The organism is Martelella alba (genome assembly GCF_005217455.1).
Classification (GTDB): domain Bacteria; phylum Pseudomonadota; class Gammaproteobacteria; order Enterobacterales; family Enterobacteriaceae; genus Acerihabitans.
Genome location: NZ_SZPQ01000032.1, coordinates 13,121 through 37,555 on the forward strand (window position 1 = coordinate 13,121; position 24,435 = coordinate 37,555).

Annotated in this window: 17 protein-coding genes; 5 read left to right on the plus strand and 12 right to left on the minus strand. The window is 55.8% G+C overall.

Annotated elements, in window-relative coordinates:
* Nucleotides 1-270: 270 nt before the first annotated feature.
* On the minus strand, nucleotides 271-603 hold the full coding sequence (gene glpE, locus FCN80_RS18865; RefSeq protein WP_136991728.1) for a thiosulfate sulfurtransferase GlpE: 333 nt from the start codon (nucleotides 601-603) through the stop codon (nucleotides 271-273).
* Between the two features lie 328 nt (nucleotides 604-931).
* On the opposite strand from glpE, the gene glpD reads away from it, so the two are divergent.
* A complete protein-coding gene (gene glpD, locus FCN80_RS18870) occupies nucleotides 932-2,446 on the plus strand; it encodes a glycerol-3-phosphate dehydrogenase (RefSeq protein ID WP_373880349.1) in 1,515 nt (504 codons plus the stop codon).
* A gap of 93 nt (nucleotides 2,447-2,539) precedes the next feature.
* On the opposite strand, the gene glgP is transcribed toward glpD, so the two are convergent.
* The 6 genes from glgP to asd form a co-directional block, all read right to left on the minus strand.
* The gene (gene glgP, locus FCN80_RS18875; protein WP_136991731.1) at nucleotides 2,540-4,987 is read right to left on the minus strand and encodes a glycogen phosphorylase; all 2,448 of its coding nucleotides are present in this window, start codon (nucleotides 4,985-4,987) and stop codon (nucleotides 2,540-2,542) included.
* 26 nt (nucleotides 4,988-5,013) lie between these two features.
* Nucleotides 5,014-6,444: a glycogen synthase GlgA gene (glgA, locus tag FCN80_RS18880; protein ID WP_136991733.1), complete on the minus strand. Its 1,431-nt coding sequence runs from the start codon at nucleotides 6,442-6,444 to the stop codon at nucleotides 5,014-5,016.
* Between the two features lie 237 nt (nucleotides 6,445-6,681).
* Nucleotides 6,682-7,989, minus strand: coding sequence for a glucose-1-phosphate adenylyltransferase (gene glgC, locus FCN80_RS18885; RefSeq protein WP_136991735.1), 1,308 nt, complete (start codon nucleotides 7,987-7,989; stop codon nucleotides 6,682-6,684).
* Between the two features lie 13 nt (nucleotides 7,990-8,002).
* Complete coding sequence (gene glgX, locus FCN80_RS18890) at nucleotides 8,003-10,084, minus strand: glycogen debranching protein GlgX (RefSeq protein ID WP_230492785.1); 2,082 nt, start codon at nucleotides 10,082-10,084, stop codon at nucleotides 8,003-8,005.
* 31 nt (nucleotides 10,085-10,115) lie between these two features.
* On the minus strand, nucleotides 10,116-12,299 hold the full coding sequence (glgB, locus tag FCN80_RS18895) for a 1,4-alpha-glucan branching protein GlgB (RefSeq protein ID WP_136991737.1): 2,184 nt from the start codon (nucleotides 12,297-12,299) through the stop codon (nucleotides 10,116-10,118).
* A 532-nt stretch (nucleotides 12,300-12,831) separates the two neighbouring features.
* Nucleotides 12,832-13,938 (minus strand): aspartate-semialdehyde dehydrogenase, encoded by a 1,107-nt coding sequence (gene asd, locus FCN80_RS18900; protein ID WP_136991739.1) that lies wholly within the window; start codon nucleotides 13,936-13,938, stop codon nucleotides 12,832-12,834.
* Between the two features lie 242 nt (nucleotides 13,939-14,180).
* Between asd and FCN80_RS18905 the strand changes: the two genes are divergently transcribed.
* Nucleotides 14,181-14,765, plus strand: a complete 585-nt coding sequence (locus FCN80_RS18905) for a YhgN family NAAT transporter (protein ID WP_306767901.1) — start codon at nucleotides 14,181-14,183, stop codon at nucleotides 14,763-14,765.
* 59 nt (nucleotides 14,766-14,824) lie between these two features.
* Here FCN80_RS18905 and gntT read toward each other — a convergent pair whose 3' ends face one another.
* Both gntT and gntR read right to left on the minus strand, forming a co-directional pair.
* Entirely contained in the window at nucleotides 14,825-16,144 is a 1,320-nt protein-coding gene (gntT, locus tag FCN80_RS18910; RefSeq protein WP_136991742.1) for a gluconate transporter, read from the minus strand.
* Between the two features lie 322 nt (nucleotides 16,145-16,466).
* A complete protein-coding gene (gntR, locus tag FCN80_RS18915; RefSeq protein ID WP_136991744.1) occupies nucleotides 16,467-17,462 on the minus strand; it encodes a gluconate operon transcriptional repressor GntR in 996 nt (331 codons plus the stop codon).
* Nucleotides 17,463-17,684: 222 nt separating this feature from the next.
* Here gntR and pldB point away from each other — a divergent pair, with 222 nt between their 5' ends.
* Entirely contained in the window at nucleotides 17,685-18,680 is a 996-nt protein-coding gene (gene pldB / locus FCN80_RS18920; RefSeq protein WP_230492786.1) for a lysophospholipase L2, read from the plus strand.
* 49 nt (nucleotides 18,681-18,729) lie between these two features.
* Nucleotides 18,730-19,527 carry a sugar/pyridoxal phosphate phosphatase YigL gene (gene yigL / locus FCN80_RS18925; protein WP_136991748.1) on the plus strand — a complete coding sequence of 266 codons (798 nt, stop codon included), beginning with the start codon at nucleotides 18,730-18,732 and terminating at the stop codon, nucleotides 19,525-19,527.
* A 206-nt stretch (nucleotides 19,528-19,733) separates the two neighbouring features.
* On the opposite strand, the gene FCN80_RS18930 is transcribed toward yigL, so the two are convergent.
* Entirely contained in the window at nucleotides 19,734-21,416 is a 1,683-nt protein-coding gene (locus tag FCN80_RS18930) for a methyl-accepting chemotaxis protein (protein WP_136991749.1), read from the minus strand.
* Between the two features lie 424 nt (nucleotides 21,417-21,840).
* On the opposite strand from FCN80_RS18930, the gene FCN80_RS18935 reads away from it, so the two are divergent.
* Nucleotides 21,841-22,536, plus strand: coding sequence for a pirin family protein (locus FCN80_RS18935; protein WP_136991751.1), 696 nt, complete (start codon nucleotides 21,841-21,843; stop codon nucleotides 22,534-22,536).
* 171 nt (nucleotides 22,537-22,707) lie between these two features.
* Here FCN80_RS18935 and FCN80_RS18940 read toward each other — a convergent pair whose 3' ends face one another.
* Both FCN80_RS18940 and rhtC read right to left on the minus strand, forming a co-directional pair.
* Nucleotides 22,708-23,571 (minus strand): Ig-like domain-containing protein, encoded by an 864-nt coding sequence (locus FCN80_RS18940; protein WP_136991753.1) that lies wholly within the window; start codon nucleotides 23,569-23,571, stop codon nucleotides 22,708-22,710.
* 253 nt (nucleotides 23,572-23,824) lie between these two features.
* Nucleotides 23,825-24,433 carry a threonine export protein RhtC gene (gene rhtC / locus FCN80_RS18945; RefSeq protein ID WP_136991755.1) on the minus strand — a complete coding sequence of 203 codons (609 nt, stop codon included), beginning with the start codon at nucleotides 24,431-24,433 and terminating at the stop codon, nucleotides 23,825-23,827.
* Nucleotides 24,434-24,435: the final 2 nt, after the last annotated feature.

Below are 24,435 nucleotides of genomic sequence, written 5' to 3' on the forward strand. Positions count from 1 at the left end.
TAAACATCATTCCCCAGCCGGCTTGATGTAAATATCATAATAATAAAATTCCCGCGGGTCAAACGGTCCCGAATCGCTCAATGAGTCACCGTGAAATGAAATAAGTTAAAACTCAAATACTTCATATTCTAAATACGTCAGGTTGCATCGCGGCGGCAAACGAGCGGCAAACCCGCCAGCAATAAATCCGACCCGCCAAAGGCGGGCCTTAGGTGAGCGGCGGGAAAAAACCGCGCAACGGCCGACGCCGACCATACCGCGCTCAAAACGTTATTCTGCGGGGGAAACCGTCACCGCGTCGGGAAACGCCTTGAGCCAGGCCTCGAATCCGCCATCGATGCTGTAGGCGGCGGAGAAACCCCGTTGCAATAAATACTGGGCCGCCCCCTTGCTGCTGTTGCCGTGATAGCACATCACCATCACCGGCCGGTCGGTATCGGTTTGCCGCATGAATGCATCCAGCGTGTCATTGGTAAGATGAAAAGCGCCTGGCGCATGGCCCGCGGCGTAACTACGCGGGTCGCGGATATCCGCCAGCGCCGTTTCGCCCTTTTTCCAGCGCTGATAGGCCTGCTCGACGCTGATTGCTTCAAATTGTTCCATAAAGAGGCACCGCCGTATGATGAGGTGAAAGAAAAGGCGCCCGCCGGGGCTTTGCCAGTGTAACAAGACCGGTTGCGGCGTCCAGCCTTTTTCCACGCCTTTTGTTGAGGAAATGGATCCCCTGTCCCGGACTTTGCTCAACGCAGTTCCCCGGCATAAGCAAAGGAACATGCCGGCGTCATTAGCGCGTCAAAAGCGAATAATTTGTTACCTCTATCACGCCTAAGCCCAAAAATTCAACAATGCCTTGGCATAGATGTTGGTTTTCGATTACAATTGTGAGCGAAAACGAAAATAAAGGCATCATTGCGAACATCTGGAGGACGCTATCGTGGAAACCAAAGACTTGATTGTGATTGGCGGTGGCATCAACGGAGCCGGGATTGCCGCGGATGCTGCGGGACGCGGTTTGTCCGTCCTGTTGCTGGAGGCCGATGATCTTGCTTGCGCGACGTCGTCCGCCAGTTCCAAACTTATCCATGGCGGTTTGCGCTATCTCGAACATTACGAGTTCCGTTTGGTTAGCGAGGCGCTGGCCGAAAGGGAAGTCCTATTGAAAATGGCGCCGCACCTTGCTTTCCCGATGCGCTTCCAATTGCCTCACCGTCCCCATCTGCGGCCTGCCTGGATGATCCGTCTCGGCCTGTTTCTTTATGATCACCTGGGTAAGCGGACCAGTCTGCCGGGCAGTAAAGGTATTCGTTTTGGCGCGGATTCGGCGTTGAAACCGTCCATCAAGCGCGGTTTCGAGTATTCCGACTGCTGGGTGGACGATGCCCGCCTGGTGGTGGCCAATGCACAAGAAGTTGTCGCCAAGGGCGGTGAAGTGCGGACCCGCACCAAAGTCACCCGCGCTTGGCGCGATGGCGGTTTGTGGCATGTGGAAGCCATGGATACCCTGACCGGCAAGACCCTAACCTGGCAGGCGAAAGGACTGGCCAACGCCACCGGTCCCTGGGTGAAGGCCTTCATCGACGACGGATTGAAGCTGCCTTCGCAATATGGCATCCGGCTTATCAAGGGCAGCCACATTGTGGTGCCACGCGTGCATAACGGCCGTCATGCCTTTATTCTGCAAAACGAAGACCATCGTATTGTTTTCGTCATCCCCTGGATGGACGCATTTTCCATCATCGGCACCACTGACGTGGAATATCATGGCGATCCGCGGTCGGTACATATTGATGACAGTGAAACCGACTACCTGCTGGATGTTTTCAACGCCCATTTTAAAAAATCCCTTTCCCGCGAGGATATCGTGTGGAGCTATTCCGGCGTTCGACCGCTGTGCGACGACGAATCCGACTCGCCCCAGGCGGTCACCCGCGACTACACCCTGGCGGTCACCGACGAGCACGGCAAGGCGCCGCTGCTGTCGGTGTTTGGCGGCAAGTTGACCACTTATCGCAAACTGGCGGAACATGCGCTGGACAAACTGGCGAAATATTATCCCGACGCCAGCGGCGCCTGGACTCGCAACCAGGTGTTGCCAGGCGGCGATTTGCGGGGCGATAGGGATGATTATGCCGCTGGTCTGCGGCGCAAATACCCCTTCCTGACGGAAAGCCTGGCCCGCCGTTACAGCCGGACCTACGGCTCGCGCAGCGAGAAACTGCTTACCGGGATAAACGGCCTGTCGGATATGGGCGAACATTTCGGCCACGAACTGTATGAAGCCGAACTCAACTACCTGGTGGCCAACGAATGGGCCGTCGCGCTGGACGATGTGATCTGGCGTCGCACCAAGCTTGGAATGTGGCTGGACGACGGCCAGAAAGAACATATCGCGGATTGGCTGGCACAGCATTACCGCGCCGGCCGGACCTTGTCGCTGGCATCGTAAACGGCGCTCGCCGATAGCGGCCGCTTGGTCAAACAAAAACCACCGTTGGGACAGTCGCCTGTGCCAACGGTGGTGAACGTTTTACCGAAAGCGCTATAGCCGTATCGGTTTCACATGCCAAATCTCCTCGGCATATTCCTGTATGGTGCGATCCGAGGAAAAATAGCCCATGCTGGCGATATTCATCACCGCGCGCCGAGTCCACTCATCCGGATTGCGATATAACGCATCGACCCGGTCCTGGGTATCCACATAACTGCGATAGTCCGCCAGCAACTGGTAATGGTCGCCGAAATTCACCAGCGTGTCGAATAGATTACGATAACGGTTGGGCTCGCCGGGGCTAAATGTGCCATTGGCGATTTGCGTCAGCGCCTGATTGAGTTCCGTATCCTGTTCATAGTACTGGCGAGGATTATAGCCGTCGCGCCGTAGCGCCTCGACCTGCTCGGCGGTATTGCCGAAAATGAAAATATTTTCGGCGCCCATCCGTTCGCCCATTTCAATATTGGCGCCATCCAACGTACCAATGGTCAATGCGCCGTTAAGGGCGAATTTCATGTTACTGGTGCCGGAGGCCTCTGTGCCCGCTAGCGATATCTGTTCAGACAAATCAGCCGCCGGGATGATGATTTGCGCCAGACTGACCCCATAGTTGGGCACGAATACCACCTTCAGCCGGTTTTTCACCAGGGGATCATTGTTAATCACCGCCGCCACATCATTGATCAAATGTATGATATGTTTGGCCATATAATAGGCCGAGGCCGCTTTACCGGCAAAAATATTCACCCGGGGCACCCAATCCAAATCCGGATCCTGCCGGATACGATTATAGCGGGTGATGATATGCAACACATTCAGCAGTTGCCGTTTGTACTCATGGATGCGTTTGATCTGCACATCGAACAAGGCTGTCGGATCAGTGACCACATTCAGCTCGCGGGCCAGATATATGGCCAGCGCCTGCTTGTTGCCAAGTTTGGCTTTCTGGATATCTTGAATAAACGCCGGAAAATCGATTTGCGTTTTGATCTCCGCCAGTTGGCTTAAATCGGTGCGCCAGGTCTGGCCGATATTGTCATCCAGGACCCCGGATAATGGACGGTTGGCTAACGCCAGCCAGCGCCTGGGCGTCACGCCGTTGGTCTTGTTGCAGAATCTGTCAGGATATAGCCGGGCGAAATCAGCAAACAGCGATTGCACCATCAGATCCGAATGCAATTGCGAAACCCCGTTGACCTTGTGGCTGGCGATAACCGCCAGCCAGGCCATTCTTACCCGTCGGCCGTTGGTCTCGTCGATAACCGATACTCTGGCGAGGAGATCGGGGTCATCGGGGATTTTTTTCTGTACCTCATTAAGAAAATGCTCGTTGATTTCGAAGATAATTTTCAGGTGCCGGGGAAGAATTTTTCCCAACATATCCACCGGCCAGGTTTCCAGCGCCTCGCTCATCAACGTATGGTTGGTATAGGAGAATACCTGGCCTACCACATTCCAGGCTTGCAGCCATGTGAATTTATGGTCGTCTATCAGCAGACGCATGAGTTCGGGAATGGACAATACCGGGTGCGTGTCGTTGAGATGTACGGCAATTTTATCCACCAGATTGTCGAAGGTCTTGTGCATCAGCCAATGCCGGTTGAGGATGTCCTGCATGGTGGCGGAGACTAAAAAATATTCCTGGCGCAGGCGCAATTCGCGCCCCGAGTAAGTGGAATCGTCCGGATAGAGCACCCGCGATACATTTTCGGAAAAATTTTTATCTTCCACCGCGGCGAAGTAGTCGCCCTGGTTGAATTTGCCCAAATTGATTTCATTACTGGCCTGGGCGCTCCACAATCTCAGCGTGTTAGTGGCGTCGGTGTCGAAACCAGGGATGATCTGATCGTAGGCGCGGGCCAACACTTCCTCGGTTTCCACCCAGCGGGTTTTGTTGCCTTCTTGTTGAACGCGGCCGCCGAACCGGACTTTATAGCGGGTGGCATGGCGAGGAAATTCCCAGGGATTGCCGTATTCCAGCCAGTAGTCGGGAGATTCCGCCTGTTGCCCATTGACGATGTTTTGTTTGAACATGCCGTATTCGTAACGGATGCCGTAACCGGCTCCCGGTAGCGCCAGCGTGGCCATGGAATCCAGAAAGCAGGCCGCCAGCCGGCCCAGACCGCCGTTGCCAAGACCCGGGTCGGTTTCTTCCTCGAGCAAATCATCAAGATCGAAGCCCATATCGTCGAGGGCCGCCTTGGTGTCGTCGTAAATTCCCATGGCCAGCAACGCATTGGATAGCGTCCGTCCCAGCAAAAATTCCATTGATAGGTAATAGACCTGGCGCACATCCTGTGACAATTGGGCGCGATTGGAACGCAACCAGCGCTCCACCATGCGATCCCGCACCGCCAGTAAGGTCGCATTCAACCATTCATGTTTATTGGCGATGGACGGATCCTTGCCAATGGTGAACATGAGCTTATAGGCTATGGAATGCTTCAGCGCTTCAACGCTGAGGGTGGGTGAGGCATACATAAACGGTGAGTTCATAACCTACATTCCTCAACAGTGGATATCTACAAGCGTTGATACAAAGACTGATAAGCCCTCGCAGCGACATGCCAACTGAAATCCAGCCCCATCGCCTGACGCTGGACATAACGCCATAAGGCCGGTCTTGACCATAACACAAAAGCCCGGCGTATTGCCCGCTGTAAAGCGGCCGCCGTAGCATCTTCAAACACAAAACCGCTGGCGACGCCGTCAGACAGGTTTTCCAGCGAACTGTCGGTCACCGTATCCGCCAGTCCCCCGGTCCGCCGCACCAGTGGCAATGTTCCGTATTTCAAGCCGTAGAGCTGCGTTAGGCCGCATGGCTCGAAGCGGCTCGGCACCATGATAACGTCGGCCCCGCCAATGATCCGGTGGGAAAACGCTTCGTGATATCCCAGTTGCACGCCCACCTGGCTGGGATATTCGGCCGCGGCCGCCAGAAATCCCTGTTGCAGCGTGGCGTCGCCGGCGCCAAGCAGGACAAACTGGCCGCCTTGCTCCAATAAATCCGGCAGGACTTCCAGTACCAGATCCAGTCCTTTCTGGCTGGTCAGTCGGCTGACCACCGCGAACAGCGGCGCCTTTTCGTCCAGCGTCAGTCCCATGGCGGTCTGCAAATGGCGTTTATTATGCGCCTTGGCCTCCAGCACATCGCGGTTGTAGCGCATGGCCAGCATGGGGTCGTGGGTGGGGTTCCAGATAGCGTCGTCAACACCGTTCAAGATACCCGTCAAGCGGCCTTCCGAAAGCAGCGATTGCAATAGCCCTTCCATGCCGGCGCCGTAGACCGGTTGGGTGATTTCCCGAGCGTAAGTGGGGCTAACGGTCGTGACATGATCGGCAAAGAACAGGCCGGCCTTGAGGTAGGAAATCTGGCCGTAGAATTCCAGGCCATAGGTGTTGAAAAAATGATCCGGCAAGCCAAGTTCAGACATGTGCCGGGATGAAAACAACCCTTGATAGGCCAGGTTATGTACGGTGAAGACCGATTTGGCCGGACGCCCCTTGGCCGCCAGATAGGCGCAGGTGAGGCCGGCGTGCCAGTCATGGGCCTGGACGATATCCGGCCGCCAGAACCGATCCAGACCGGTGGCCATTTCGGCTCCCACCCAGCCCAGCAGCGCGAACCGCAGATAGTTATCCATGTAGGCATACTGATCCTGGTCGTGATAGGGGCTGCCGGGACGATCATATAGGCTGGGCACATCAATGAGATAAATGCCGACGCCGTTGAACCGGCCGAACAACAGGGTGACGTGATGATAAAACGCATCAAATTCATTGATGATGCGGGTATCGGGAATACCTTTTCGCAAGTCGGGAAACGCAGGCAGCAAGACCCGCACATCATCGCCTTGCGCGATTTGCGCGGCAGGCAATGCGCCGACCACATCGGCCAGGCCGCCGGTCTTCAGCAAAGGAAACAATTCGGAACATACATGTAAAACCTGCATCGTCGCTCCCATTAAGGCTTATACCCGTCATACGCCAAGCTGCCTTTGCTGGCTGCGTTCATTCGCTTGCCGCCGCGATGCGACTCGACGTAGTCAAGATATATTGCTGTTCACTGAACAAAAGCCACACCCTTTCTCATTTATAAAACCGCCGCGTCGGCTTTATGCGTTCGCTCCGGTCGACAAGCCGGCCGGGCTCTCGGAGATGCGCGGTCCGTCATCACGCCTCTGCGCGCTTTACTCGGTTTCCGGACTTTCTTGATTGAGATTCACCAGCATCTTGCGCGTGACCAGTACAATCCCCTCTTCGGAACGATAAAAACGCCGTTCGTCTTCCTCGGCGTTCTCTCCAATTACCATGCCCTCGGGAATCATACAGGCGCGATCGATAATACAGCGCCGGAGCCGGCAGTGACGGCCCACATTGACATCCGGCAGCAGCACTGCCTCATCCAGTGTGCAAAACGAGTTAACCCTGACCCGGGGAAACAGCACTGAGTGGGTAATATGCGCGCCGGAGAGTATACAGCCGCCGGACACCAGGGAATTCAGCGCCACCCCGTGATTACCCGCCCGATCCTGGACGAATTTTGCCGGCGGCAGCGGCTCCATATGGGTGCGGATCGGCCAGTGTTGGTCGTACATATCCAGCTCCGGCGTCACCGAGGCCAGATCGAGGTTGGCGCGCCAGTAGGCATCCAGCGTGCCGACATCGCGCCAATAGGGCGGCGTAGCGGCGTCTTCAGCGCTGGACACGCACGAGAGCGTGAAGGGGTGCGCCCAGGCTTCGCCGGCCAGGGTGATTTTCGGGATAATGTCTTTGCCGAAGTCGTGGTTGGAGTTTTCAATCAACATGTCTTCTTCGAGCAACTGGAACAGATACTCGGCGTCAAACACGTAGATGCCCATGCTGGCCAGGGCCTGATCCGGTTTGCCCGGCATCGGCGGCGGGTCGGCGGGTTTTTCGACGAAATTCAGCACGCGGTACTGTTCGTCTACCGCCATAACACCGAAATCCCGGGCTTCGCGCCGGTTGACGGGTAAACAGGCCACGGTGCATTTGGCGCCTTTTTCCACATGATCGATCAGCATCCGGGAGTAATCCATTTTGTAAATATGATCCCCGGCCAAGATGACGACATATTTGGCCCGATAACGGCGAATGATATCCAGGTTCTGATAGACCGCATCCGCCGTACCGCGGTACCAGTGCTCGGTGGCGAAACGCTGTTGCGCCGGCAGCAGGTCGACGAACTCGTTCATTTCCTCGTTGAGAAAGGACCAGCCGCGCTGGATATGCTGCACCAGGGTGTGGGATTGGTATTGGGTGATGACGCCGATGCGGCGAATACCGGAATTGAGGCAATTGGATAAGGCAAAATCAATGATGCGGAATTTCCCGCCAAAATGCACCGCGGGCTTGGCGCGCTTGGCGGTCAGGTCCTTGAGGCGGGAACCCCGCCCGCCCGCCAGGATGAGCGCAACCGATTGAATCGGTAATTGTCTGGCCAGCATCACCGGGTTACTATTTTCAAACCTAACCATGGCCGACTCCTTATTATCGTTTTACCAGCACATACACCGCTCGCGCCTCTGCCTGGAATTGGCCGGCCGCCCCCGGTTGCCCCGAGTGGGCGAACGGTTCCGTCAGTACCCAGTCACCCTCAGGTAATGCCATTTCACAGGCGTTTGTCGTGGCGTTGATCACAAAGAGATAATCTTCCGAAAGTCTGATTTGCAATCGGGGTTCTCCCCGCTCCCACTCCGCCGTAGTCAATGATTGTCCCCGGCAATTCAACCATTCCACCGTGCGCGCATCCCCTTCGCGCCACCACCGGTTTTCCACCAACGCGGGTATGTGTCGACGCAGGCGGATCAAGGCGGCCACATACCGCGCCAGGTCTTTATCCCCGTTATGCCAATCAAACCAGGTCAATTCGTTATCCTGGCAATAGGCGTTGTTATTGCCCTGTTGGCTGCGACCCTGTTCGTCCCCGGCCAACAGCATCGGGGTACCTTGCGACAAAAGCAGCGTCGCCAGCATTGCCCGCTGACTGCGCCGCCGCGCTCGGCGCACAGGCGGATCGGCGTCCAAACCTTCGCAGCCGTGATTGTGACTGTAGTTTTCGCCGGCGCCGTCGCGGTTTTCCTCGCCATTGGCGCGATTATGCTTGCGCTCGAAACTCACCAGATCCTGCAAGGTGAAACCGTCATGGGCGGTCAGCATATTGATTGCCGCCGCCGGCGACCGGCCCGATGCGGCGTAAAGATCGCTGGACGCCGCGAAACGGCGGGCGAACGCCCCCAGCGGCACCTCCCCGCGCAGCCAGAATCGGCGCATATCGTCCCGATACCGATCGCTCCATTCGCCAAAAGGCGCCGGGAACCGGCCGACCTGGTAGCCCCCGGGACCGATATCCCAGGGTTCGACAATCCACTTGCAACCCGCCAGACGCGGCTCTTTGTCGATGGCGACAAACAGCGGCGCGTCATTTTGAAAGGCCGGCGTGCGCCCCAAAACCGCGCCCAAATCAAATCGGAAGCCATCCACATGGCAGGTCTGACGCCAGAAACACAAGCAGTCCACCACCCAGGCCATCACCGCGGGATGCGCCAACCGCAAGGTATTGCCGCAGCCGGTCCAGTTTTGGTAATTTCCCCCTTCGTCCAGCCAGTAATAAACGGCGTTATCGATCCCGCGCAACGACAGGGTCGGTCCGTAAACATCCAGCTCCGCGCTGTGATTGAACACCACATCCAGAATCACTTCGATACCGGCCCGGTGCAAAGCGGCCACCGTATCGCGAAACTCGTCCAGCGCCGCGCGGCCGTCGATACCGGAGGCGTAGGTCTGCTCCACCGCAAAAGGGGCCAGCACGTTGTATCCCCAATAATTACTCAGCCCCAGGTGTTGCAGCCGCGGCTCGTCGATATGCGCCTGAACCGGCAGCAGCTCCACCGCGCTGACGCCCAAATCGCGCAGGTAATCGATCATCGCCGGGTGCGCCAGCCCGGCATAGGTCCCGCGCATCGCCTTGGGAATGCCCGGGTGCAGTTGGGTTAAGCCCCGGACATGGGCTTCATAAATGACCGTTTCACCCCAGGGCGTGTCGGGATGCCTATCATTTCCCCAGTCGTAACGCTCATCCACTACCACGGATTTGGGCGCCGCCGCCGCGCTATCGGCCGTGTCCGGCGTATCGATCCCGCCCTGTAAGGCCGGATGATCAGGCGCTTTACCGTCCAGCGCGCGGGCGCAGGGATCGATCAACAGTTTGGCCGGGTTGAAACGGTGGCCCCGAGCCGGATCAAACGCGCCGTGGACACGGTAGCCATACCGCTGGCCAGGACGCAGCCCGGCAACGCGCCCGTGCCGGATATCCCCGGTACGGCCCGGCAACGACAGACGCCGCTCGCGCCCCCTTTCATCAAACAGGCACAACTCCACCCCGTCGGCATGGGCCGAATAGAGGCTGAAATTCACGCCGCCGCCATCGAAGCTGGCGCCCAGCGGCGCGGCGGCACCCGGCGTTATGGCGCCGGGTTCCATAGCCGATGCGGCGGCCCCGGTCCGTCGTTGGGATTCGGTGGCGCCGCCGGCCGCGATTGGCGCCGGCGAACCGGCTTTTGTCCGAGACATCACGCCCTCCTGACCAGATATGTCCGAGACATTACGCCTCCCTGACCAAATAAATAGTCGCCAATGGCGGCGCGGTCAGTAGCAAAGAATGCTCACGGTGATGGCAGGGGGTCGGGTCGCTATACAATTCCCCGGAATTACCCATATTGCCGCCATTGTAATAATGGGAATCGGTATTAAGCACTTCACGCCAGCGGCCGGGGGAAGGTATGCCGATGCGATAGCCCACACGCGGCACCGGCGTAAAATTGCTAACCACAATCATTTCGCCGCCATGGGCGTCGCGGCGCAAAAAGGCGTAGACTGAATTCTCGCTATCGTCGGCCACCAGCCATTCAAAACCGTTATAACGGTAATCCAGTTCATAGAGCGGCGGATGCTGCCGGTAGCATTGGTTCAGATCGCGCACCAGCCGCTGTACGCCGGCATGCATGCCGTTGGGGTCGTCCAGCAAATGCCAGTCCAGGCTGGTGTCATGGTTCCACTCATTCCATTGGGCGAACTCATTGCCCATAAAGAGCAGTTTTTTCCCGGGATGGCCCCACATAAAGCCGTAATAGGCACGCAGATTGGCGAACTTCTGCCAGTTATCGCCCGGCATTCGGTTAAGTATCGACTGCTTGCCGTGTACCACTTCATCGTGAGACAGCGGCAGGATAAAGTTCTCGCTATAGGCATAGACCATACTAAAGGTCATTTGGTGGTGGTGATATTTGCGATGTACCGGGTCCAGTTGCATATAGCGCAACGTATCGTTCATCCAGCCCATATTCCATTTGTAATGGAACCCCAGTCCGCCCGTTTCAGGCGGCGCGGTCACGCCGGAGAACGAGGTGGATTCCTCCGCCACGGTGATGGCGCCGTCCCGCTGGGTGCCGACGGTATGATTGGTGTAGCGCAGGAAAGCGATGGCCTCGAGATTTTCATTACCGCCATATTGGTTGGGCACCCATTGCCCGGCCGGCCGGCTGTAATCCCGATAGATCATTGAGGCCACGGCATCGACGCGCAAGCCGTCGACGCCGTAACGCTCCAGCCAGAATAAGGCGTTGCCGGCCAAATAATTACGCACTTCGTTGCGGCCGTAGTTGTAAATCAGGGTATTCCAGTCCTGATGCAGGCCTTCGCGAGGATCGGCGTGCTCGTATAACGCGGTGCCGTCAAATCTCGCGAGTCCGAATTCATCCCCGGGGAAATGGCCCGGTACCCAATCAAGCAGGATATTGATGTCGGCCTGATGGGCGGCGTCGATCAACGCTTTGAAGTCTTCGGGCGTCCCGAAACGCCGGGTCGGCGCATAGATGCCCAACGGTTGATATCCCCAGCTTCCGTCGAAGGGATGCTCGTTCACAGGCAGTAATTCGATATGGGTAAAACCCATATATTTGACATAATCGATCAATTGCCCGGCCAGCTCCAGGTAGCTTAGCCAGAAGTTATTTTCCACGTGGCGGCGCCAGGAACCTAAATGAACTTCGTAAATGGCAATGGGGCGTTCGCGGCCGTTGGCGGCATTTCTGGCGGGACAGGTCTCGACCGTGGCCGGAATGCCGCGAGTGACGGAGGCGGTGTCCGGCCGCATTTGCGACTCGAAAGCATAGGGATCCGCTTTGAGGCGGGTTTGGCCATGGCAATCGATAATCTCATATTTGTAAAGCTGGCCGACGGTGACGGCCGGTAAAAACAGCTCCCAAATGCCGTTTTCCCGACGTTGCCGCATGGGGTGACGCCGGCCGTCCCAGAAGTTGAATTGACCGACCACCGATACGCGATGGGCATTGGGCGCCCAGACGGCGAACCGCATCCCGGCCACCCCATCCAGCACTTCCGGATGGGCGCCCAGTCGCTCGTAGGGCCGCAAATGCGTGCCTTCCGCCAATAACCAGCTATCGATATCCTGTAACAACGGACCGAAACGGTAAGGATCCTCGATAAGGTAGGTATGCTCATGCCAAGTGACCGCCAACTGATAGGGGAACGGTTTTTTCCGGCGGGTCAGTAAAACCGAGAAAAATCCCCGCGAATCTTCGCACTCCAATTGCGCGACTTTGCGATTGTTTTTCGCGTCAATTAACGTGACTGCGCTGGCATCGGGCAATAATGCCCGGACTGCCAACCCTTCGTCGGTGGCATGCATTCCCAGGATAGCGAAAGGGTCGGCATAACGCCCTGAAACCAAAGCTGTAATGACCTCATGGCCGGAAAATCCTGACATGGCGTTCTTCCTTAGATTACTCCATGAAAAAAAGAATATTTCCAAAAAACCAGCATTTTTAGCTTGCGAGAGCGTAGGGATTGCGCCACTGCGTCGAGACCTCGCGTCTCTGACGTCGCCGCTGAGTCGGCGTTACCGCTCGCCTTCCCGTCGCAATGCAAAATGCATCGGGTAAAGAGCTTCGCCACGGACGGCATCGGGAAAGCCTGTTTTTTTCAGTGCGGGGAACGCCCGTACGAAGATAAGGTGCGCTGTGCGTACAATCTTGCCCTTTCCAATAATAAGCATAGACAAAGGTTTACTGGAAAGATTAATGCTCAACAATGAAATTTTTAATTATTTATTAAACTATTGAAAAATTGTCACTTCACTAGTCACAAATTGCCGAGTGACTGAGGCAATAACAGGGCATGGATCACAGATGGAAGGGAACAGCGTGATTAGCGTTAAAAACGCAATTTTACAAAAATAGAAACCCCTACAGGGGGGAAATGAGCCGGCCCCCCGCGAGGGCCGGGAATTCAGCAAGCCGTCAGGCCAGCAGGCGCAACATGCGGCGCAAAGGCTCCGCCGCCCCCCACAGCAATTGGTCGCCCACCGTAAAGGCCGACAGATAGCGCGGCCCCATGTTCAGCTTGCGCAGACGGCCCACCGGCGTGCTGAGCGTACCGGTTACTGCGGCCGGGGTCAGCTCCCGAATGGAGAGCTCGCGATCGTTGGGTACCACCTTGACCCAATCGTTGTGTGTCGCCAGTATCTGCTCGATATCCTCAATGGCCGCGTCCTTTTTCAGCTTGATAGTGAAAGCCTGGCTGTGGCAGCGCAAGGAGCTGATGCGAACGCATAATCCGTCGATGGGGATGGCCTGGCGGGTATTGAGTATTTTGTTGGTTTCCGCCTGCCCTTTCCATTCTTCCCGGCTTTGGCCGTTTTCCAGTTGTTTATCGATCCAAGGGATCAGGCTACCGGCCAACGGTACCCCGAAATTATCCACCGCGAGCGTGCCGCTTCGGGTCAGCGCCGTCACTTTACGCTCAATATCCAGAATGGCCGACGCGGGGTTTTGCAAATCCTTGGCCACTTCACTGTGCAATTGCCCCATCTGTACCAGCAGTTCGCGCATGTGTCGCGCCCCGGCGCCGGATGCGGCCTGATAAGTCGCCACCGATACCCATTCCACCAGATCATGGGCGAACAGACCGCCCAGAGCCATCAACATCAGGCTGACGGTGCAGTTGCCGCCGACGAAGGTGTTGACGCCGTCGTTTAATCCCTGCTGGATAACCGCCTGATTGACCGGATCGAGGATGATAATGGCGTCATCTTTCATACGCAGCGCGGAAGCCGCGTCAATCCAGTAGCCCCGCCATCCGATTTCCTTCAGCTTTGGATAGATTTCGTTGGTATAATCGCCGCCCTGGCAGGTGACGATAATATCCAGGGCGCCCAGCGCCTCCAGATCAAAGGCATCTTGCAACACCCCTTGCTGTTGACCGTTGATGACGGGCGCGGGCTGGCCGTGTTGGGATGTTGAAAAGAATACCGGCCGAATAGCGTCGAAATCGCGTTCTTCGGTCATGCGCTGCATGAGCACCGAACCGACCATACCGCGCCAGCCGATAAAACCAACGTTTTTCATGATTACTGTCCTGCCGTGGAGGGTAACTAAAGTCAATCTGTCGTGTTTTTTTGACCGCATAAAAATACAAGGTACACGATTACCACCTTACAGAATGAGGTTGAATCGCTGCAAGTTAAATTATTTGATAAGGGGAATTTTTTTCAGCAATAACGCTAATATCGCCGCGGCGCCACAGGAACTTGAAAGAGTGGGGCAGATGTTGGGAACACGCTGAAAAAAGCGAGGTAATGATGACGGAAATGATTTCGGCAACAGTTTTACTGTTTTTAATTATGGACCCGCTCGGCAATCTACCGATTTTCATGTCGATATTGAAACATATCGAGCCCAGACGGCGGAGACGAATCGTTATCAGGGAGATGTTGATCGCTTTGTTGATGATGCTGCTGTTTTTGTTTGCCGGCGAACATATCTTGTCCTTTCTCAATCTTCGAACGGAAACCGTGTCCATCTCCGGGGGAATCATCATGTTTCTGATCGCCATCCGGATGATATTTCCCAGCCAAGAGGGCGGCGGCAGCGGCCTGCCGGCCGGGGAAGAGCCCTTTCTGGTGCCACTGGCCACGCCGTTGGTGGCGGGTCCTTCCATTCTGGCGACGCTGATGCTGCTTTCCCATCAATATCCGCAACAAATGCCGCATCTGGCTGTGGCGTTACTGATTGCCTGGGCGCTGTCGATGGTTATTTTGATGCAGTCGACGCTATTTTTGCGGCTGTTGGGTGACAAAGGCGTTAATGCCCTGGAAAGGCTCATGGGTTTGCTGTTGGTGATGTTGTCCACCCAAATGTTTTTGGATGGCGTGCGGGCGTATTTGCGGGGATGAGGCATTTGGGCATTCCCCGCCGGTAATGAAGCGGCGGGGAATGCCGAGCAGCCGGTGAGTTAAGCGATCACCATGTTGAGTAGCAGGCAACCCACCAGGCCGCAGACCGAGATAATGGTTTCCAGCACCGACCAAGAGCGCAGGGTTTCCACGATGGTCAGGTTGAAATATTCCTTGAACAGCCAGAAACCCGGGTCATTGACATGGGAAAAAATCACGCTGCCGGAGCCGACGGCGATCACCATCAATTCCGGACTGGCGCCCGTCGTCGCCACCAACGGCGCGGCGATACCGCCGGCGGTAATGGCCGCCACCGTGGCGGAACCCAAGGCGATACGCAAAATGGCGGCGATAAGCCAGGCCATGAGCAATGGCGAGAATGCGCTGCCCTTCATTAAGTCGGCAATATAGTTACCGACGCCGCTGTCCACCAAAACCTGCTTGAACGCGCCGCCGCCACCGATGATCAGCAGAATCATGGCGATGATTTTCACGGCGTCGCCGATGCTGTTCATCACTTGATCCACGCTACGGCCGCGATTGATGCCGAAAGTGAAGATGGCGATCAGTACCGAGATCAGGGTCGCCATGACGGGGTCGCCGAGAAAGTCGGCATAGACCCGAAACGGGTGGCCGGCCGGCAGGAGCATTTCGGCGAGCGCGCGCAGCGCCATCAGTATCACCGGAACCAGCGATGTCCAGACGCTGACGGCGAAGCTGGGCATTTCCGCTTCGGTGAAAATCTTGGGGTTGTACAAACCTTCCGGCACCGGCTTGTCAATATCGCGCAGGAAACGGCTGTAAACCGGACCGGCCAGGATAACGGTGGGGATACCGAGAATCGCGCCGTACAACAGGGTTCTCCCCATATCGGCATGGAAGATGGTGGCGATGGCCGTCGGCCCGGGATGGGGCGGCAGGAATCCGTGGGTCACCGATAATGCCGCCGCCATGGGCACGCCGACGTACAACAGCGGAATGCCCGCGGTCGCGGCAATGCTGAACACCAGCGGGATCATCAGCACGAAGCCGATTTCATAGAACAGGGCAAAACCGACGATAAAACCGGTCAGGACCACGGCCCATTGGACTTTGTCCTTGCCGAATTTTTCAATCAGGGTGGTGGCTATTCGCTGTGCACCGCCGCAATCCGCCAGTAATTTGCCCAGCATGGCGCCAAAACCGATGATAAGCGCCAGGCTACCCAGGGTCCCGCCAACACCGTTTTTGATGGAATCCAATACCTTGCCCACTGGCATTCCCTCAAGGACGCCAACCAACAGCGCAACCAGGATCAAGGCGATAAATCCATTCAGTTTAAAGCGAATCATCAGGAGCAGCAGCAAGGCTACGCCGATGGCTACGATAAAAAGCGGCATAAAAAATCCTCTATGGCATTTTATTTTCACGGTCGGGACGAGTACAGGCCAGGCCGTGAGTCGTTATGCAGTCGGGTTAGTGATGTGCGGGCTAAGGAGATTTCCCAACCAACCGTTTGAGCATAGTGGGCATCACGATGTTACCGGTATCATGATACCGGTAACATCGTGCCTTGCGGAATCGGTTATGGCGATAAAATTAGCGTTTTGAGAGGTAGATCATAAATTCAGCGGCAAAAGCGACGGGAAACCGATGGAATGGGCAACGCAAAGTTATCCCGGCCCGGTCCCGTGGCTGGGGTGAGATAATATAGCCTGGAAATCAGATACTTTCGCCGGCCAGCAGGGTAAACCCCAGATCGATTTTCTCCGGGTCGACACTTTCGCCCCGCAACCGAGCCAGCAGTTTCTCGGCGCCAAGCCGCCCCATTTCCTCGCGCGGCGTCAGCACGCTGGCCAATCTGGGGCGCATCACCTGCCCGACATCATGGCCGTGGAAACCGGCGATGGCAATATCCTGCGGAATGCGCAAGCCCAGACGCTGGCATTCGAATACCGCGCCGATGGCCAGGTCGTCATTGGTGCAGATGACGCCGTCCATGTCCGGGTGTTCCCGCCGGGCCTGGCGCAACAAATCCACCCCGGTGGAATAAGAAGAAGAATAAGCGAACATCACGCTGTGGGGGAGCAATCCTCGCTCACGCATCGCTTGCTCATAACCCTGCTGTTTGATCAAAGTCCGCTCATCTTGGCGGGCGCCGAAATAAACGATACGGCGATGGCCGCGATCCAGCATGAGCAGGGTCATTTGCCGCGCCGCGGCGAAATTGTCGAACCCCACCGCGATATCCAGGCAAGGCGAGACGCTATCCATGATTTCCACCACCGGAATACCCGCCACCTCGATCATTTTCAGGGTACGCGGCGTATGATGGCGTTCAGCCAGAATCAACCCGTCAATGTTATAAGACAACAGAGACGTCAGCCGCAATTCCTCGGTTTCCGGCTGATAGCCGTAGTGAGCGAGCATGGTCTGGTAGCCGTTGGCGTCAGTGACGGTTTCAATGCCGCGCAGCACTTCAGCGAAAACCTGATTGGTCAGGGAAGGCAGTAACACGCCGATGGCCCGGCTGGTGGCGTTGGAAAGAATATCCGGCGCACGATTGGGAATATAACCCAGTTCTTCCAACGCCTCGGCGATTTTGCATTGCAATGCTTCAGAAACCAGCGTCGGATTACGCAGATAACGGCTGACGGTCATTTTGGTGACACCGACTTTATCCGCAACGTCTTGAAGACCGGGCCTTTTCTTCTTCATTGGCAATACTGTCGTTTTCGTGGTGGAAGGGCGCAGTTTAACAAATAAATGCCGGAACGAGTATGTTTATGTCACAACCAGCGCTAACTATGTCACAATAGTCTTGCGCGTCAGCCGGCATGGAAAAGACCGCATCGCCCGCCTTCAAAGGCATGGCGGCGGCAACTCTTGGCTATGCCGGTTTTCATCGATTTTAGCGCGCTATGCCGAGGGCAATGTGACGTGTTATCGAAGCACAAGCAAAGCTGGTTAATCCGTGAGCGGCACTTTGCCGCATTTTCCACCGGTCCGTTGCTGAATTTCTGGCATCGGCGCGAAGAGGGCGAATTCATCGGCGCGCAAGACCTGCCTATTCGTTTCGTTCGTCTCCGTTCGCCCCGGCACCGCCATGTGGTGGTCATCAGTACCGGACGCATCGAAAGCTATGTGAAGTATCCTGAAGTCGCCTATGATTTGTTCCATTGCGGCTATGATGTGATGATCATCGACCATCGCGGCCAGGGCCGCTCCGGGCGCCTGCTGTCAGACGTCCACCGCGGCCATGTTCTGCGTTTTGCCGATTATGTCAGCGATTTTACTGAATTTTGGCGAAGGTATGTCGCCGACCGCGGCTATCGCCGGTGTTTCGCGCTCGCCCATTCCATGGGCGGGGCGATTCTGGCGTTATTTCTGGCCGCGCAGCCGGATGCCTGCGATGCTGCGGCGCTGTGTGCGCCTATGTTCGGAATCCGTCTGCCGATGCCGCACTGGCTGGCCTGGCGCATTCTAGAGTGGGCCGAGCGTAGGCCCGACATGCGCGACTATTATGCCGTCGGCACCGGGCAATGGCGGCCGACGCCCTTTATGCTCAATGTACTGACTCATAGCCCACAGCGTTATCGACGCAGTTTGCGGTTTTACGCCGACGAGCCGGGGCTTCGGATCGGCGGTCCGACCTATCACTGGGTCAGGGAGGGCATTCTGGCCGGTAATGACATTCTGGCCAAGGCCGCCGCCATCACCACGCCGTTGATGCTGTTGCAGGCCGGCGAGGAAAAAATCGTCGATAATCGCCGCCATGAGGCGTTTTGCCAGGCCATGGCCGCCGCCGGCCATCCTTGCGAAGCAAACAATCCCGTCAGGATCGAAGGGGCCAGACATGAGATACTGTTTGAAACCGATATCCTGCGCGCCCAGGCGTTGAACGGCATTATCGATTTTTTCGAGCGACACCATTAATCACGGCGGCACCCGTGCCGCTGCCCATATCAGAGGTTTAAGAACAACTATGTTTCATGTCGTTGTGTCCGATCTGGATGGTACCCTGCTGGCGCCGGACCATACTTTGACGCCCTATACCAAGGAAACGCTTCAGTTATTGACCGCCCGCGATATCCATTTCGTTTTCGCCACCGGTCGGCATCATATCGATGTTTCACAAATTCGTGACGGGCTCGGCATCAGCGCATTTATGATCACCTCCAACGGCGCGCGGGTGCATAATCCCGATGGCGACATGATTTCCGCCCATGATCTCGACCAAGACATCGCCGGCGAGTTGTTCAGACTGGTTCACGACGACCCGGGAATCCTGACTAATGTCTATCGCCGCGATGATTGGTACATGAACCGCAACCGGCTCGATCAGCAAGACTTTTTTCGCGAATCCAATTTTAATTACCGATTATTCGAACCCGGTCAATTGCCCACTGACGGCATCTGCAAGGTGTATTACACCAGCGATGACCATGAACGGCTTCTGGCGCTGGAAGAAACCCTCAATGCCCGCTGGGGGGATCGCATCAATGTCAGCTTTTCCCTGCCGGTCTGTCTGGAAGTGATGGCCGGCGGCGTATCGAAAGGCCGCGCCTTGGCGGAGGTTGTCAAGACGCTGGGTTATACTTTGCAGGACTGCGTTTCGTTCGGCGACGGCATGAATGACAAGGAGATGCTGGCCATGTCGGGCAAAGGCTTTTTGATGGGCAACGCCCACCAGCGGTTAAAGGAACTTTTGCCCGAACTGGATGTGATCGGCACCAATGGCGAGGAGGCGGTACCGCGCTGGCTGCGTAAAATGTACCTTTAGGCGCGGTGGTTTACGGGACAAGGGCGGATGGGGCGATGTCCGCAACAAAAAACGCTTTGCAAGTGCGAATGATAATGATTATTATCTCACTGCGTTCCGGGTATCTTCCTTGTTATTTCAGGGTAGCCGAGAAAGCACGACATTGCTCACATTGCTTCCAGTATGACTTGAGCCGGCTTGGGTGCCGGCTTTTTTTTGCGCGCCGGTCATTTGGCGGCGTCCCGGTTATCCGCCAAAAGCCAGTCCGACGTAATATCGCTTGGCTGCGGCGCCGCGTCTGTTTGCGCCGGCGCAACGGCGGGCGGCGGAGATTGATGCGTCAGCAGGGCCTCGGTCAAAGACGCCGACGTCAGTTTAAAGGATTTTACGATTTGTGTTAGCGATGCCGCCTGGTCTTGAAGGGAAAGTGCCGCTGACGCCGCTTCCTCCACCAGCGCCGCGTTCTGCTGGGTGGTCCCGTCTATCTGACCCACCGCCAGATTGATCTGATGAATGCCGTCGCTTTGCTCGCCACTGGCCTGAGCGATTTCATTAATGATTTCAGTGACATTATGTACGTGGTCGACCATGTCTTTCATTGAGATACCCGCTTCTTCCACAAGTTTCATACCGTCATGAATCTGACCGACCGAAGTATCGATCAGTTGTTTGATTTCCTTCGCCGCGGTGGCGCTGCGTTGCGCCAGCGCCCTGACCTCGCCGGCCACCACGGCGAAACCGCGCCCGTTTTCGCCGGCGCGGGCAGCCTCCACGGCGGCATTCAGGGCGAGGATATTGGTTTGGAAAGCGATGCCGTCTATCACGCCGATGATTTCCGACATCTGTTCCGAAGAAGAGCGAATGCTGCGCATTCGATGGGTAACCTGTTCCATCAGCTCGCCGTTATGCTGCACAATGCCGGAAGCCTGGGAGGACAATTTGGTCGCCTCGGTGGTATTGGCCGCCGTATTTTTGATCGTGGCCGTCAGTTGTTCCAGCGAGGCGGCGGTTTCTTCAATGGAGGCGGCCTGCTCCTCGGTGCGCGAAGAGAGATCCTGGTTGCCGACCGCAATTTGCGATGTCGCGGCGGCAATGGCTTCCGCGCCATCGCGCACCCGTCTTACGATACGGTGCAAATTGCCGTTCATTTCATTCAGCGCTTTAAGCAACCGGCCGGTTTCATCGGCGGCGGCCGTTTGCGTCTGGCTGGTTAAATCGCCTTCGGCCACTCTTGCAGCCACTCCCACCGCCTGTCGCAACGGACGGGTGATACTTAACGTGATGCGCCAGGCGATCGCCATGCCGATGGCCAGGCTACCGGCGATAAGGGCGGAAAGCACAATACGTATCCAATGGAAGTCTGCCGTCACCCGGGATTGGGAATCGACCATCTTACCGTTCTGAAGGTCGATAAACTTCCGGACACCGGCGCGATATTGGGCGATGATGGGCAGGGTGATATCCATAAACTCATGCATCGCCGCGGCCTTGTCGCCATTTTGGATAGCCTGCTCAAAGCGTTGATCAGAGGCGATAAACCGATGCCGGACATCGCCGAGATCCTTGAGCGCCTGGATTGAGCGCGGGTCCGTCACCCCTTGCGCCATGGATTGATATTGACCGCCTATCGCCGTCCGCATGGCCGCGATACGGGCGGCTTGCTGCCGGACATCGGTTGTCTCGACGGAAAGGAGAAGGGACTGCTGGGCGATAACCATCTGGTTAAAGGCATCGACGATGCCGTTCGCGCTCACAGTGATCGGATAATCCACTGAAACGACGCGAATAATATTTTGGTTGAACTTGGCCAGATTGATGACGGATATCACGCCGCAAAGCAGAATCAAGATGAGCAATGAGGCAAAACCCATTGTCAATCTCGGTCCGATTTTCATATCAGCAAGCTTCATAATTAACTCCTGAGTCACTGCTGCTTTTTCCTGCCTCCAAGCGATAAGCACTGTCAGGAGGGGGAAGTGTGTTCCAAACGCCGAATGAAATCTTGTTTCGGTACCCTGCTTACTTATCGGAAGCGTCAGACACTTCTTTACCCTTTTGATCGGTATAAACTTTCTTTTATTCATTTATGATAGTTAATACCTATCATAGATTGCGAGATTGATCGATCATAGTTATATGATTGTGAAAACTGTTCACACTTTTCGTGGCCCTGAGCGGTAACGTTGTACTGTTGAGACATTTCCTACATTGGCAAAAAGGCTGAAAGTCCCCGGTAAAATTATTCAATTTTTTTGAATTTAGCGGTGAGATTTTTAAGCTTTTATATTCTTATCGCTGGTTTAAACTGGAAAAAAACATTGAGGAGAATTGAAAATGATTTACCTACGCGCTGCGAACGATCGGGGACACGCCCAACATGGTTGGTTGGATAGTCGGCACACATTTTCGTTTGCCGACTATTATGATCCCGACTTCATGGGCTTTTCCGCGCTGCGGGTCATCAATGAAGACCGTATCGCCGAAGGGCAGGGGTTCGGCACCCATCCGCACAAAGATATGGAAATTCTGACCTATGTGCTGGAAGGCGCGGTCGAACATCAGGACAGCATGGGCAACAAGGCGCAAATCCAGGCCGGCGAATTCCAGATCATGAGTGCCGGTACCGGGATCACCCACTCGGAATATAATGCCCGCGCCGACCAGCCGTTGCATTTGTATCAAATCTGGATCATTCCGCAGCGGGCCGGGTTAACGCCCCGCTACGAGCAGCGCCGGTTTGACGCGCCGCAAGGGAGGCAATGGGTGCTGTCGCCGGACGCACGGGAAGGCTCGCTCAAGGTCTTTCAGGACATGACCCTCGCGCGCTGGGCCATCGGCGCCGATCAGCAGGAAACGCTGTCCATTGATCCGGGTCGCCGCGTATGGATTCAGGTGGTGCGGGGCCGGCTGGATATCGGCGGTCGGCCGGTGGGCGCCGGCGACGCGCTGGCGGTCTGGGATGAAGACGCCCTGATGGTCAAGGCCGGTGAAGACAGCGAACTGCTGGTGTTTGATTTGCCGCCGGCATGACGTTCGTTGCGGCGGTCATTCGCGGGCAAAACGCGATGCCGCCGCCCAAACCGCCGTCGGCCGGTAACGTAAAAGCACGTTAACCGCAAACAGTCAAGGGATTCCGCCAAAACCAAATCGGCCAGCGAGAAGAAGGGGATTTCGTTGCACTCCCCGCTTTGATCGGCGGCACTAGGCCGAACCAAAAGTCACGCTGGCCCGCACAAAACCATCAGGTACTCCAGGTTGCGGGTCGGGATGGGTGAAGGCAGCCTCAACGATTGTCGTTCCCGGGACCCGAGTGGAAAGTAACATCAAAAGCTGCCCCTGTGTATCGGTAAGATCAAAGTTATTCGGGAAATGATAAGTGGTGCTGGAGGGAGCAAAACTATACCACATTCTGGCATTGGTTACGGGTACCATAATACCTTGATGTGGTCTCAGAAGCGTGAAGAGAATCTGATTTTCACTTACTCCATCGGCGGGAGCATTATCTTTTATCACCTCATAAAGTATTTCATAGGGTATCTCTCCAACAGGTAAAAACTCAAGTATGGTATTATTGTTAAGACCAGGGTTTCCTATTATCTCCGCAGTCACAAAGTTTTTTTCAATTGTTTTATTGGATAGCGTGAGAAGATATTTCCCGAATTGGTCAGTCCTCCCTGACGCCGCCGAGAGTATTGCGTTACCACTGGTTCTAAAATTTAGGAATATTCCCGGTATTTGCCGCCTGCTTGCATCATAAACGCTATAAATCATGCCATTTCTCGTCAAACCATCAGCCGGCGCAAAGCTCCTCCACACGCCGCCAGAAATATCCATATCTGCTGTACTAACAGTGACAGACCGGCTACCTTGCCCATTCTGGTCAGATATCGCGCTTCTGGATAATCCAGAACAGATAGGATCGCCGCATATTACCCGGCCGTCATGACTTAACTGCCCGGCTGAGCTATGGATATCCATATTTCCATTTTTTGCATTTGATGCGGTAGTCAATGTCAGGTGTGACTGGCGAAAATGATCTTTTGTATTCAGCATCATATCTGTCATGATATTACCTTAGGCTTCTCAGCCAGTTAATCTCGTGCAAAAATATAAAACTATTATATCTCCATATTAAATTTCTTTAGGCGCACAGCGCATTCGCCGCCATGACATAACCTGCATTATTCGAAGTATCTATGTTTTTTGCAATGTCATTTTTTGACATGAGCCCTATCAGAATAGGCGACATCCCGCGATCATTCATGCTATGGGCGACAAGAATGATCACGGGGAAAAACGTGTGGGAGAGAGGCGTGCTTTAGCGGGAAATAATCAGGTTGATGCCGAAACCAGCGAAAAATATCCCGGCCATGCCGTTTATCCAACGCGCCAGCCGCTGATAGCCGCGACGGATGGCCGGCAAGGCGAACACCATCGCCACCAGCGAAAACCAGCACAAGGTCTCGCCGATAATCATGAAAAAAAGCCCCCAACGGGCGACGGCGGAGACATTGTCGCCGACAAACAGCGAAAAGACACTGCCGAAATAAACCACCGCCTTCGGATTAGCCAGGTTGGTCAGTAGGCCGCGCAGGAAAGTCTGCCCATGATGCGGCAACGTAGCGGAAACCTCCGCCGCGGGATGACGGGCGGCGCGCAGCAGTTGCCAACCCAGCCAGCACAGGTACAGGCCGCCGCCCACCGTGATGATGCTATGCAGCCAACGCATTTTCAGCAGTAACAAGTGCAGGCCAAGCAAGGCTACCGCCGCCCAGAGGGTAATGCCAAGGCTGATGCCCAGTACGCCCAGCATGGCGTCATGCCGAGACCGGCTGGCGGCGGTCTGGGAAATAAAGAAAAAATCCGGTCCCGGACTCATTAAGGCTATCAAATGAACCATGGCCACTGTGGCAAACAATACTAGCATCG

What these genes read in the sequence shown, in the direction of transcription:
- glpE (WP_136991728.1), bottom strand. Translation starts at nt 603, where the DNA reads ATGGAACAATTTGAAGCAATCAGCGTCGAGCAGGCCTATCAGCGCTGG.
- glgP (WP_136991731.1), bottom strand. Translation starts at nt 4,987, where the DNA reads ATGAACTCACCGTTTATGTATGCCTCACCCACCCTCAGCGTTGAAGCG.
- glgA (WP_136991733.1), bottom strand. Translation starts at nt 6,444, where the DNA reads ATGCAGGTTTTACATGTATGTTCCGAATTGTTTCCTTTGCTGAAGACC.
- glgC (WP_136991735.1), bottom strand. Translation starts at nt 7,989, where the DNA reads ATGGTTAGGTTTGAAAATAGTAACCCGGTGATGCTGGCCAGACAATTA.
- glgX (WP_230492785.1), bottom strand. Translation starts at nt 10,084, where the DNA reads ATGTCTCGGACAAAAGCCGGTTCGCCGGCGCCAATCGCGGCCGGCGGC.
- glgB (WP_136991737.1), bottom strand. Translation starts at nt 12,299, where the DNA reads ATGTCAGGATTTTCCGGCCATGAGGTCATTACAGCTTTGGTTTCAGGG.
- asd (WP_136991739.1), bottom strand. Translation starts at nt 13,938, where the DNA reads ATGAAAAACGTTGGTTTTATCGGCTGGCGCGGTATGGTCGGTTCGGTG.
- FCN80_RS18905 (WP_306767901.1), top strand. Translation starts at nt 14,181, where the DNA reads ATGATTTCGGCAACAGTTTTACTGTTTTTAATTATGGACCCGCTCGGC.
- gntT (WP_136991742.1), bottom strand. Translation starts at nt 16,144, where the DNA reads ATGCCGCTTTTTATCGTAGCCATCGGCGTAGCCTTGCTGCTGCTCCTG.
- gntR (WP_136991744.1), bottom strand. Translation starts at nt 17,462, where the DNA reads ATGAAGAAGAAAAGGCCCGGTCTTCAAGACGTTGCGGATAAAGTCGGT.
- yigL (WP_136991748.1), top strand. Translation starts at nt 18,730, where the DNA reads ATGTTTCATGTCGTTGTGTCCGATCTGGATGGTACCCTGCTGGCGCCG.
- FCN80_RS18930 (WP_136991749.1), bottom strand. Translation starts at nt 21,416, where the DNA reads ATGAAGCTTGCTGATATGAAAATCGGACCGAGATTGACAATGGGTTTT.
- FCN80_RS18935 (WP_136991751.1), top strand. Translation starts at nt 21,841, where the DNA reads ATGATTTACCTACGCGCTGCGAACGATCGGGGACACGCCCAACATGGT.
- FCN80_RS18940 (WP_136991753.1), bottom strand. Translation starts at nt 23,571, where the DNA reads ATGACAGATATGATGCTGAATACAAAAGATCATTTTCGCCAGTCACAC.
- rhtC (WP_136991755.1), bottom strand. Translation starts at nt 24,433, where the DNA reads ATGCTAGTATTGTTTGCCACAGTGGCCATGGTTCATTTGATAGCCTTA.